Source organism: Nocardia sp. NPDC004711 (genome assembly GCF_053601595.1).
The window spans coordinates 1-13638 of record NZ_JBSGCB010000020.1 but is presented as its reverse complement, the minus strand read 5'-3'; the positions used below and the strand labels follow the sequence as shown (position 1 = coordinate 13638).

Below are 13638 nucleotides of genomic sequence, written 5' to 3'. Positions count from 1 at the left end.
GAACAGCGGGTGCCGGGCCTGCGAGCGGGCCGGGTTGAGGATCTCGACCAGGCGCTCGAAGGGCAGGTCGGCGTGGCCGAAGGCGGCCAGGTCGGTGTCCTTGGTGCGGGCCAGCAGCTCGGCGAACTTCTCCCCCGAGTCGACGGCTGTGCGCAGCACCAGGGTGTTGACGAACATGCCGATGGCGTCGTCGAGCACCTGCTCGCCACGGCCCGCGACCGCGGTGCCGATGGCGATGTCGTCGCCGCCGGACAGGCGCGCCAGCAGGGCCGCGAAGGCCGCGTGCACGACCATGAACAGCGAGGCGCCGTGCTCACGGGCCAGGCCGTTGAGCCCGGCCAAGAGGTCGGCGTCGATCGAGAACTCGTGCACCCCACCGGCATTGGACGCCACCGCCGGGCGCGGGCGATCCGAGGGCAGGTCGATCTGGTCCGGCAGCCCGGCCAGTTCGCTGCTCCAGTAGGAGACCTGCTGGGCGATCAGCGAGTCCGCGTCGTCCTCGTCGCCGAGGGTTTCGCGCTGCCACAGCGCGAAGTCGGCGTACTGCACCGGCAGCGGCGCCCAGTGCGGCGCTTCACCGGTGGCGCGGGCCGCGTAGGCGACCATGACGTCGCGGGCCAGCGGGCGCACCGACCAGCCGTCGCCGGAGATGTGGTGCACCACGAAAACCAGTACGTGCGTGGGCTGTCCGGCATCCGAGACCCGGAACAGTCCGGCGCGCACAGGGGCCGCGGCGGTCACGTCGAAGCCGGTGAGGACCAGCTCGGCGATGTGCTCGCGCAGGTCGGCCTCGGCCACCTCGACCGCGGCCAGGCCGGTGCCGCCGCCGTGGATGCCGGCATTGGCGGCCGAGTCCAGGCGGACCTGGTCGGCGGGCAGGATGACCTGCACGCCACGGCCTTCGGCGTTCTCCGGGTAGATGGTGCGCAGCACCTCGTGCCGCTCCAGCACGTCGCCGACGGCGGCCAGCAGGGCGTCCACGTCGAGGTCGCCGGTCAGGCGCACCGCGAGCGGGATGTTGTTGACGGCCGAGGCGGTGTCGAAGCGGTTGAGGAACCACATGCGCTGCTGGGCCAGCGACAGCGGGATCTCGTCCGGCCGGGCCTGGGCCACCAGCGCGCGGCGGCCACCGGTGCCCGCCTGCGCTTCCACGCGCGCGGCCAGGGCGGCCACGCTCGGGGCGTCGAACAGGGTGCGGACGGGGATGCGGGTGTCGAGCGCCGCGCCCAGTCGCGCCACGACCTGGGTGGCGATCAGCGAGTTGCCGCCCAGTTCGAAGAAGTCGTCGTCCGCGCCGACCGGGTTCTCGAGCCCGAGCACCTCGGCGAAGACGCCGGCCACGATCTCCTCGGCACGCGTTGCGGCGGCACGGAACTCACGGGCGGCGAACTCCGGTTCGGGCAGTGCGCGGCGGTCCAGCTTGCCGTTGGCGCTGAGCGGGAACGCGCCCAGGGCCACGAAGGCGGCGGGGACCATGTAGGACGGCAGCTGCGCGGCCAGGTGCTCGCGCACGGCCTCCACGTCGAGGACGTCCGCGCCGAGCGCGACCGGTTCGGTCGAAACCGATTGCGCCGGAACCACGTACGCGACCAGCTGGTCACCGGTGCGGGCATCGGACCGCAGCACCACGACGGCCTGGGCGACCGACTCGTGGGCGGTCAGCGCGGCCTCGATCTCGCCGAGCTCGATGCGCAGACCGCGCAGCTTGACCTGGAAGTCGGTGCGGCCGATGTACTCCAGCTCGCCGTCCGCGGTCCAGGTGACCAGGTCACCGGTGCGGTACATGCGCTTGCCCGGCGTGAAGGGGTTGGCCACGAAGCGATCCGACGACAGGTCGGGGCGCGCCACGTAGCCGCGCGCCAGCTGCACGCCGGCCAGGTAGAGCTCGCCCGCCATGCCCGGCGCGACCGGGTGCAGGCGCGAATCCAGCACGTACACCTGGGTGTTGAACACCGGGCGGCCGATCGGCACGGTCTCGGTGTCGGCGTCGGTGACCTGGTGATAGGTGACGTCGACGGCCGCTTCGGTCGGGCCGTACAGGTTGTGCAGGGCGGCGCCGGTGACCCGGCGCAGCTGCTGGGCGGTGGTCGCGGGCAGCGCTTCACCGGAGGCGAAGACCAGCCGCAGGCTGTGTCCAATTCGCCCCTCCGCTTCGCTCCGGGGCGGGTTCGGGGTTTCTCCGGCTCGACTCTCGAGCTCCGCGACGAACACGGCCAGCATGGACGGCACGAAGTGCGCGGTCGTGACGCCTTCGCGGGCAATGGTCTCGGCCAGGTACACCGGATCGCGGTGCCCGTCCGGCTTGGCCACGACCAGCTTCGCGCCGATCTGCAAGGGCCAGAAGAACTCCCACACCGACACGTCGAAGGTGGCCGGAGTCTTCTGCAGCACCACGTCGGCGGCGGTCAGGCCGTACTCGGCCTGCATCCACACCAGGCGGTTCACGATCGCCGAGTGCGGCACCGCCACACCCTTCGGGCGACCGGTCGAACCCGACGTGAAGATCACGTAGGCGGTGTTCGAAGCCCGTAGCGGCGCACTGCGATCCGCGTCGGTCAGCACGGCGTCGGAGTAACCCGACAGGTCGACGGTGTCGACCGCGACGGTCGGGACGCTCGCGTGGGTGAATCCGTCCCGCTCGGTGGTGAGCACGCACACCGGCCGAGCGGTCTCGAGCACGTAGTCGATTCGGTCGGCGGGCTGGTCCAGGTCCAACGGCACGTACGCGCCACCGGCCTCGATGATCGCGTACATCGCGACCACCAGGTCCACCGAACGGCGAATGCCCAAGCCCACCAGGCTCTCCGGGCCGACCCCGGCCTCGATGAGCTTGCGGGCCAGCTGATGCACCCGTGCGGTGAACTCGCGGTAGGGCAGACCTGACCCCTCGAAGCTGACCGCAGTCGCCTCGGGGGTCCGCGCGGCCTGGGCCTCGAACAGTGCGACCAGGGTCTCGCCCGCGTCGCCGGAGGCGCTGCGCACGATCTCGCCCTCGGCCGTGGTCTCGCCCGACAGGGTGCCGGAGGTCAGTTCCGCCAGCACGGAGACGACGTCGGCGGTGGTGCGGTTCCAGTCGCGCAGTACCCGGGTGCGCTCGCCGGAGACCAGCAGGTCGATATCGCCGATGGCCCGTTCCGGCTGCGCGGCAATGGCCTTCAGCAGCCGGTCGAACCGGTCGGCGAAACGCTCCATGGTGGCCGCGTCGAACAGGTCGGTGGCGTAGATGAGTTCGGCGGTGATGCCGGACGGGGTCGCGCCGTGGCCGTTGCCCGCCACGTCGTGGGTTCCCAGCTGCTCGGTGAGGACCAGCTGCAGGTCGAACTTGGCGGTGTCGATCGGGAGATCGACGGCGCTCACGGTCAGGCCGGGCAGTTCCAGTTCGGTGATGCCGGTGTTCTGGAACGACAGCATGACCTGGAACAGCGGGTGCCGCGCCTGCGAACGCGCCGGGTTGAGGATCTCGACCAGGCGCTCGAAGGGCAGGTCGGCGTGGCCGAAGGCCTGGATGTCGGTGGCGCGCACCGTGTCCAGGAGCTCGGTGAAGCCGGCGCCGCCGTCCACCTCGGTGCGCAGCACCAGGGTGTTGACGAACATGCCGATGAGGTCGTCGAGGGCGCGTTCACCACGACCGGCGACCGGGGTGCCGATCGCGATGTCCGCCTCACCCGACAGCCGCGACAGCAGCGCCGCCAGGGCGGAGTGCATGACCATGAACAGGGTCGCGCCGCGGGTGCGGGCCAGTTCGGTCAGCTTGGCGTGGGTGTCGGCATCGACGGTGAAGACGTGCGTCGCACCGCGGCCCGACGCGACGGCCGGACGCGGCCGGTCAGCGGGCAGGTCCAGCTGGTCGGGCAGGCCGCGCAGTGAGTCGCGCCAGTACGAGATCTGCTGGGAGATCACGGATTCGGTGTCGGTCTCGTCGCCGAGCACCGCGCGCTGCCACAGCGCGTAGTCCGCGTACTGGACATCCAGCGGCTGCCAGCCGGGCTCGCCGCCCTCGACGCGAGCGCCGTAGGCGGTCATCACATCCCGGGTGAGCGGGCCCATGGAGAAGCCGTCGGCCGAGATGTGGTGCACCACCAGCGCGAGCACGTGCTCGGTGGGGCTGACCTCGAACAGGCGGGCCCGGAACGGCACGTCCACGGTGACGTCGAAGCCGCTCAGCACCAGCTCCGAGAGCGCCTGCGGCAGTTCGGCTTCGGAGACCTCGACCGGGGTCAGGTCCGGAATGACCTGTGCGGTGGGGACGATCTCCTGGAACGCTTGCGCTCCGCCTCCCCGCGCTTCGTCGATCTCCGGGTAGCGGGTACGCAGCGACTCGTGCCGCGCCAGCACGTCGGCGACGGCGATCTGCAGGGCCTGGCGGTCCACCAGACCCGACAGGCGCACGGCCGCCGGGATATTGTCCACGGCCGATTCGGGATCGAACCGGTTGAGGAACCACATGCGCTGCTGGGCCAGCGACAGCGGCAGCCGCTCCGGCCGCTGCTGCGCGGTCAGCGCCTGGCGAGTGCCCGCGCCGGAATGGGTTTCGGCGCGCGCCGCCAGGGCGGCCACGGTCGACGCCTCGAAGATCTCGCGCACACCCAGGTGGGTGTCCAGCGCGGCCGACAGGCGCGCCGCCACCTGGGTGGCGATGAGCGAGTTGCCGCCGAGGGCGAAGAAGTCGTCGTCGAGGCCGACCCGCTCCAGGCCGAGGATCTCGGCGAACACGCCGGCCACGATCTGCTCGACCGGAGTGACCGGAGCGCGGAACACCGCGGCCTCGAACACCGGCGCGGGCAGCGCCTTGCGGTCCAGCTTGCCGGAGGCATTGAGCGGGAACTCGTCGAGCGCCATCAGGACCGACGGCACCATGTACGCGGGCAGGCTCTCGCCGATCTCCAGGCGCACCTTCTCGACGTCCACGGTGTGGCCCGCCGCCGGGATGACATAGGCGACCAGCTGATCGCCGGTGTGCACGTCGCTGCGCACCACGACCACCGACTGCGCGATGGAATCCAGTGCGGTGAGCGCGGATTCGATCTCCCCGAGCTCGATGCGCAGACCGCGCAGCTTCACCTGGAAGTCGGTGCGGCCGATGTACTCCAGCTCACCGTCCGCGGTCCAGGTGACCAGGTCACCGGTGCGGTACATGCGCTCGCCGTCCCCGAAGGGGTTGGCCACGAAGCGATCCGAAGTGATGTCCGGGCGCGCGACATACCCGGTCGCGAGCTGATCGCCCGCCAGGTACAGCTCACCCGCGACACCCACCGGAACCGGCCGCAGACGCGAATCCAGCACGTACACCTCGGTGTTGAACACCGGGCGGCCGATCGGCACGGTATCGACGTCCGCGTCCACGACCTGGTGGAAGGTGACGTCGACCGCGGCCTCGGTCGGGCCGTACAGGTTGTGCAGCTCCGCGCCCGTGAGCTCACGCAGCTTGTGCGCGGGCTTGGGCGACAGCGCCTCACCGGAGGCGAAGACCTTGCGCAGGCTGGTGCAGCGCGCGGCGGCCTCCTCGGCCACGAACACCGCGAGCATGGACGGCACGAAGTGGGTGACCGTCACACCCTCGCGGGCAATGAGATCCGCGAGATACGCCGGGTCGCGGTGGCCTTCCGGCTTGGCCACGACCAGCGTCGCGCCGATCTGCAAGGGCCAGAAGAACTCCCACACCGACACGTCGAAGGTGGCCGGGGTCTTCTGCAGGACGACATCGTCGGCGGTCAGCCCGTAGGCCGCCTGCATCCAGACGAGGCGGTTGACGATGGCCGAGTGCGGCACCGCCACACCCTTCGGGCGGCCGGTCGAACCGGAGGTGAAGATCACGTACGCGTTGTTCGACTCCCGCAGCGGCGCACGGCGATCCGCATCGGTGAGCGGAGCGGCCGAGTAGTTGGCCAGCTCCAGCATGTCGATGCGGACCTGCGCGGTATCGATCGGCAGATCCTCGCCGGAGGTCAGCACGGTCACCGGGTCGGCGGTCTCGAGGATGTACTCGATGCGCTCGGCCGGGTGATCCGGGTCCAGCGGCACGTAGGCGGCACCGGCGACGGTGACGGCGTACATGCCGACCACCAGGTCGATGGAACGCCGCATACCCAGGGCCACGAACGATTCCGCTCCGACACCACGCTCGACGAGCCAGCGCGCCAGGCGGTGTACCCGGTCGGCGAACTCGGCGTAGGACAGAGTTGTAGCCGGTTGGGAGGTATCGGCGTGCTCGAAGCTGAGCGCGGTCGCGTCGGGCGTCCGCTCCACCTGCGCCTCGAACATCGCGACCAGGGTCGCGGCCTCGGCCGCCAAGCGCGGGGAGGCGGAGCGATCGGTGAGCACGGCCTCGACGTCGAAGGCGGTGTCGTTCCAGCGCTCGACGACCAGCTCGCGTTCGGGTGCGTCCAGCAGTTCGATATCGCCCACGGCCGCAGCGGGTTCCGTGGTGATGGCGGTCAGCACGCGCACCAGGCGGTCGGCGATGCGGTGGACGGTGTCCTCGTCGAACAGGTCGCGCAGGTAGCCGGCGCGGATGCGCAGGCGGGTGTCGAGCTGGGCGATGAGGGTCAGCGGGTAGTGGGTGGCGTCCGCCGCGTCCAGACCGGTGACGGCCATGCCGTCGATATCCGCGGCCTGCGACCGAATGCCTTCGGCGTCAACGGGATACGACTCGAACACCACCAGGGTGTCGAAGAGTCCGCCGATGCCGGCCGCCGTCTGGATGTCGGCCAGGCCCACGTAGTGGTGGTCGAGCAGATCGGCCTGCTCACCCTGGGTACGGGTGAGCAGCGCGCTCGCCGGCTCGGCCGGGTCGAAGGCGACCCGCACCGGCACGGTGTTGATGAACAGACCCACCATGGACTCGACGCCGGACAGCTGGGCCGGGCGGCCGGACACCGTGGTGCCGAAGAGCACGTCCTCGCGGCCGGTGAGGCGGCCGAGCAGGATGCCCCAGGCGACCTGGAGCACGGTGTTCGGGGTGACGCCGAGGTCGGCGGCCAGCGCGGTCAGGCGCGCGGTCGCGGCCTCGTCCAGGTCGAAGAAGTACTCGCCGGACAGGGCGGTGATCTCGCGGCCCGCGTCGGGGCGGGTGAGCAGGGTCGGCTCGGAGACGCCGTGCAGCGACCGCTGCCACGCCGCCAGCGAGGCCGGACGGTCCTGCTGCGCAACCCATTCCAGGAAGTACCGGTAGGACCGCACCGGCGGCAGCACCGCGGTGTCGGAGTGCGTGGCGTACAGCACCAGCAGGTCCTGCATGAGCAGCGGCATGGACCAGCCGTCGAGCAGGATGTGGTGGTTGGCCACGGCCAGCTGGTAGCTGTTCGCGGCGGTTCGCACCAGCGTGTAGCGGATGAGCGGCGGCGCGGTCAGGTCGAAGCGCTGCACCCGGTCGGCGGCGATGATCTCCGCCGCGCGTGCCGCGCGGGCTTCCGCGTCGGCGATATCGGTCAGGTCGTGGTTGGTCCACGCCACCTGCACGCCGTCGATGACCACCTGCACCGGAACACCCGACGCGTCGTTCACGTAGGCGGTGCGCAGGATTTCGTGGCGTTCGATGAGCGCCTGCGCGGCCGACCGCAGCCGGTCGGCGTCGACGCGGCCCTCGAGGGTGAGCACCGCCTGCGCGGTGTACACGTCGACCGAGGTGGCGGCCAGCTGCGCGTGGAACAGCAGACCGGCCTGCAGCGCGGACAGCGGCCACACCTGGTTCAGCGCACCGTACTGCTTCTCCCAGCCGTCGATATCGCGCTGGGTGACGCGCACCAGGCCGAAGTCGGACGGGGTGTGCCCGCCCGCCTGCGCGGAATCGGCATGCCGGGCAACGGCTTCCAGCGCCGAGGTCCACAGCGCCGCGAATTCGGCGATCTCCTGCGCACCGATCAGCGTGCTCGGGTAGCCGATATTGGCGGTCAGCTTCTCCCCGACCACGATGGCGTTGATGTCGATCGGGGCCATGGCGGGCATGTCGCCGTCGTAGGCGCCGGCCAGGTCCGCCAGCTCGGGAGCCGGGATCCAGCCGAAGCCGCGCAGCGCCTCCGGCACATCGCCCTCGTTGACGCGGCCCAGGTAGTTGAAGCTGACCTGGCCCGGCAGCTGCTTGGGCAGCTGCGAGGCGGTGTCGGAGTTCATGTAGCGCAGCAGGCCGTAGCCGATGCCCTTGTCCGGCACCGCGAGCAGCTGCTCCTTGACGGCCTTGATGGCCCGGCCCATGGCGGGCCCGCCGGTGAGGGCGGCGTCCACGTCGATGCCGGCCAGCTCGAAGCGCACCGGGAAGATGGCGGTGAACCAGCCGACCGTGCGCGACAGGTCGGCACCGGGCACGACCTCTTCCTCGCGGCCGTGGCCCTCGAGGCGGACGAGGGCTGTGTCCTGCCCCCCGGCCTTCTCCCCCAGGCCCTTGGCCGCGCGGAACTTGGCCACCGCCAAGGCGAGTGCGGTCAGCAGACCGTCGTTGACACCGCCGTGGAACAGCGCGGGCACGGTGGTCAGCAGCGCCTTGGTGGCCTCGGCCGACAGTTCGACGCGGTGCTTCTCGATGGTGGCGGTGACGTCGACGGCCGGATCCATGGGGCGCTCGGTGAGCAGCGGGTCCGGGCCCTCGACGACGGTGCGCCAGAACTCGAGTTCGGCGACGCGCTCGTCGGTGGCGGCCTCACGCTCGAGGGCGTGCGCCCAGGTGCGCATGCTGGTGGCGGGCGCGACCAGCTCGGGGGTCTGTCCGGCGGACAGCTGACCCCAGGCGGCGACGAAGTCCGGCACCAGGATTCGCCAGGTGACGCCGTCGACCACGAGGTGGTGCGCGGCGACGACGAGACGTCCGGCACGAGCGGTGCCCGATTCCCGGCTCGCCGTGGCGCCGGACGGCTCCAGCCACACGAACCGGATGACCTGTCCCGCAGCCGGATCCAGCTTGTCGAGGGTGGCATCCAGTGCGGCGGTGGCGATCTCGACCAGCTGTGCGTCGGTGACGCCCGCGTCGAACTCGGTGCGATCGATCAGCGCATCCGCGTCGATCGTTCCGGGAGCGGCGGTTTCGACAATCCAGTCCGCGTCCGGCACCCGGCGCAGGCGCGCCCGCAGCATGTCGTGGCGGTCGATGACCGCGCCGACGGTGGCGGCGATGCCCGCGCGATCGATGCCGATCGGCAGCTCCAGCGCCATGGTCTGGTTGAAGCGGCCGAACTCGCCCGACCGGCCCGCCATGAAGCGCACGACGGGGGTCAGTGGCATGACGCCCACGCCGCCGCCCGGCAGCTCGGTCAGCTGCGGGGTCGAATCGCCCTGGCCGTCCACGGATACCGTCGCGATGGCGGCCAGACCGGAGACCGTGCGCTGTTCGAACACGTCGCGCGGGCTGAACACCACGCCGCGCGCCTTGGCCCGCGACACCAACTGGATGGAGACGATGGAGTCACCGCCCAGGGCGAAGAACGAGTCGTCGATACCGACCCGCTCCAGGCCCAGCACCTCGGCGAAGACCTCGGCGATGGTGTGCTCGAGGGCATTGCGCGGCGCGCGGAAGACCACCTCGGTGGCGAAGACCGGCTCGGGCAGCGCCCGGCGGTCCAGCTTGCCGACCGGCGTCAGCGGCACCCGGTCGATGACCATGACCGCCGACGGCACCATGTACGCGGGCAGACGCGCCTCGACGTGCGCGGTCACGGCCGCCACATCGATCGAACGACCCGGCGTGACAACCACATACGACACCAGCGACGTCGCGCCCGCGGCGTTCTTGTGGCCCACGGTGACCGCGAAGTCGACGGACTCGTGCGAGGCCAGCGCGGCGTCGATCTCGCCCAGCTCGATGCGGAAACCACGCACCTTGACCTGGAAGTCGGACCGGCCGACGTACTCGACCAAGCCGTCCGGGGTCCAGCGCACCACGTCGCCGGTGCGGTACATGCGCTCGCCCGCCACATACGGGTTGGCGACGAACCGGTCGGCGGTCAGGCCCGGTCGGGCGTGGTAGCCGCGCGCCAGCTGAATGCCCGACAGGTACAGCTCACCCGCGACACCCACCGGAACGGGGCGCAGGCGGTTGTCGAGGATCAGCGACTGCATGCCCCGGATGGGACCGCCGATGGTGACCAGATCGCCCGGCACCAGCGCATCGCTGATGTTGGTCATGATGGTGGTCTCGGTGGGACCGTACCCGTTGTGGAAGGCACGAATGGTGCCGTCCGGCCCGGTCCCCTCGCCGATCGGCACCGCCCACTTCTCGACCAGATCGGCCGGGACGGCTTCACCACCGGCGACCAGCACGCGCAGCGAGTCCAGACCCGCCGGTCCGAAGGTGGACAGCGCGGCCGGGGTGATGAAGGCGTGGGTGGCCTGCTCGCGGCGGATCAGCTCGGCGAGCTCCTCACCGCCGTAGGTGCCCGGCGGGACGACCACGAGGGTGCCACCCTTGCCGATGGCGAGCAGGAACTCCAGCATGGACGCGTCGAACGACGGCGACGCGAAATGCAGTGCGCGCGAGGAGGAGTCGAGCGCGTACCGCTCGGCCTGCTCGACGCTGAAGTTGGCCAGACCCGCGTGGGTGACCACGACGCCCTTGGGCACGCCGGTGGAACCGGAGGTGTAGATGACGTAGGCCGGGTGCTCAGGGCGCAGCGGGCGCACCCGCTCGGCGTCGGCGATCGCGGTGTCCGCGAACGCATTCGCTCCACCTCCCAGCGCTTGCTCCAGCTCGTCCAGCACCAGCCACTCGACCGAGTCCGGCATGTCCGCGCGCACCGATGCCACGGTGAGGCCGACCGGCGAACCGGAGTCGGTGACCATGTGGGCGATGCGGTCGGCCGGGTAGTTCGGGTCCACCGGTACGAAGGCCGCACCGGTCTTGGACACCGCCCATTCGGCGAAGTAGGAGTCGTCCGACCGCGGCACGGCCACGGCGACCAGATCCTCGGCGCCGATGCCGCGCTCGATGAGCAAGCGCGCCAAGCGGTTCGAGCGCGCATCCAGCTCGCCGTAGGACAGACTCCTGCCCTGGAACACGACCGCGGTCGCGGCCGGATCGATGGCGACGGCGTCGGCGATGAGCTCGGGCAGCGTGCGCTCCGGGACGGCGGGCAGGCCGAAACGGGCCACCAGATCGGCGCGTTCGTCCTGGTCCAGAATGTCGATCGCGCCGACGCCGAGCTCCGGGTCGGCCGCGACGGCCTCGAGCACCCGCACCCAGCGCTGCGCGAATCCGGCCGCGGTGGCCTCGTCGAACAGGTCGGTGGCGTAGGTCAGCGCCAGCGCCATCCCGGAGTCCTGCTCCGACAGCGTGAACTGCAGGTCGAAGCGGGAGATGTTCTCGTCGAGGTCGAGCGTGGAGACGGTCAGCCCCGGCAGCTCGATGCTGGTGCGATCCAGGTTCTGGAACGCCAGCATGACCTGGAACAGCGGGTTGCGGGCCTGCGAGCGCTCGGGCGCGAGCAGTTCCACCAGCCGCTCGAAGGGCACGTCGGCATTGCCGAAGGCGTCGAGGTCGGTGTGCCGCACGCGGTCCAGCAGGTCGGTGAACGACTCGGCCGGATCGATGCCGGTGCGCAGCACCAGCGTGTTGACGAACATGCCGACCAGGTCGTCCAGCGCGGCCTCACCACGACCGGCGACCGGGGTGCCGACCGCGATGTCGTCGCCGCCGGACAGCCGGGCCAGCAGCACCGCGAGGGCGCTGTGCATGACCATGAACAGCGACGAACCCCGGCGGCGGGCAACGTCTTCCAGCGCCGCGACGAGCTCCGGCGACAGCGTGCGCTGCAGCGTGGCGCCGCGGTGCGAGGCGATGGCCGGGCGCGGGCGGTCGGTGGGCAGGGCCAGCTCGTCGGGCACGCCGCCGAGCACGCGCTGCCAGTAGGCCACCTGGCGGGCCATGATCGAGGACGAGTCCTCTTCGGAGCCCAGCACTTCGCGCTGCCACACGGCGAAGTCGGCGTACTGCACGGCCAGCGGGGCCCAGCCCGGAACCGCGCCCTGGTTGCGCGCGGTGTAGGCGACCATGACGTCGCGGGCCAGCGGGGACATCGAGAAGCCGTCGCCCGCGATGTGGTGCACGACCACCACGAGCACGTGCTCGGTGGCGTCCTCGCCGCCGACGCGGAACAGGCGGGCGCGCAGCGGAACCTGTTCGGCCACATTGAAGCCCAGCGTGGCGAAGGCGGTCACGGTGGCGGTCACGTCCGCGGCCGCCACGGTGACCGGCCGCAGGTCGAGGGCGATCTCCTCGGCCGGGACGACCACCTGCATCGGGGTGCCGCCGTGCTCCGGGTACCGGGTGCGCAGCGACTCGTGCCGGCGGACCACGTCCGCGACCGCGAGTTCCAGTGCGGCGGTGTCGAGTTCGCCGGTCAGGCGGATGGCCAGCGGCAGGTTGTAGGCCGCCGAGGAGGTGTCGTACTGGTTCAGGAACCACATGCGCTGCTGCGCGAACGACAGCGGCGCCAGGTCGCCGGGAGTCCTGGTCCGGGCCACCAGCTTGGCGCGGGACGCACCGTCGGCGTGCGATTCGATGCGGGCGGCCAGGGCCTCGACCGTGGTGGCCTCGAACAGGGTGCGCACCGCGACCGTGGTGTCCAGGGCCGCGCCGATGCGCGACACCACCCGGGTGGCGATGAGCGAGTTGCCGCCCAGGTCGAAGAAGTCGTCGTCCAGGCCGACCCGCGGTAGATCCAGGACCTCGGCGAAGACGGCGGCGACCGTCTCCTGCACCGGGGTCTCCGGGGCGCGGAAGGCCCGCGCCTGCGCGGCCGGAGCCGGGAGCGCCCGGCGGTCCAGCTTGCCGTTGACGGTCAACGGGATTCGGTCCAGCACCACGATGGCGGACGGGACCATGTAGGACGGCAGCAGCTCGGCCGCGCCGTCGCGGACCGCGTCCACGGCCGGCGCGATGCCGTTCTCCGGCACCACATAGGCCACGATGCGCTGATCGCCCGGCTGGTCCTCGCGCACGATGACCGCGGCCTGCGCCACGCCCGGCTGGGCCAGCACGGCGGACTCGATCTCACCGAGCTCGATACGGAAGCCGCGCACCTTGACCTGATCGTCGGCGCGGCCCAGATATTCCAGCTCACCGAAGCGGTTCCAGCGCGCCACATCACCCGAGCGGTACAGCCGCTCGCCCGCGATGCCGAACGGACTGGCCACGAAGCGGGCCGCGGACAGGTCCGGGCGGCCCAGGTAGCCACGCGCCAATTGCGGTCCGGCCACGTACATTTCGCCCGCGACACCGACCGGCACCGGGTGCAGCCGGTCGTCGAGAACGTAGACGCGCAGGCCCGCGATGGCCCGGCCGACCACCGAACCGGTGGCGGCGGCGATGGTGTCGGCATCGAGCACCCGCACGGACACATGCACGGTGGTCTCGGTGATGCCGTACATGTTCACCAGGTACGGCGAGGAATCTCCGTGGCGGGCAACCCAATCCGACAGGCGGCGCAGCTCGAGTGCCTCACCGCCGAAGACGACGTAGCGCAGCGCCAGCGACTGCTGGTCACCGGCGGCGGTATCCGATTCCCGGCTCGCCGAGGTAGCGATCCGGTCGGCCTCGGCCAGCTGGTAGAAGGCCGACGGGGTCTGGTTGAGCACCGTGACCTGCTCGCGGCGCAACAGCTCCAGGAACTGCTCGGGCGAACGGGACACGTAGTAATCGACCACGACCAGCTGGCC

At 71.1% G+C, this 13638-nt stretch carries 1 protein-coding gene (only partly in view); it reads right to left on the bottom strand.

The features are described 5' to 3' along the window. Positions 1-13638 carry part of the coding region annotated (locus tag ACWEKS_RS21270) for a non-ribosomal peptide synthase/polyketide synthase (RefSeq protein ID WP_452341685.1) on the bottom strand (this coding region is incomplete at its 5' end). The annotated region extends 15585 nt beyond the left edge of the window, so 13638 of the 29223 annotated nt are shown.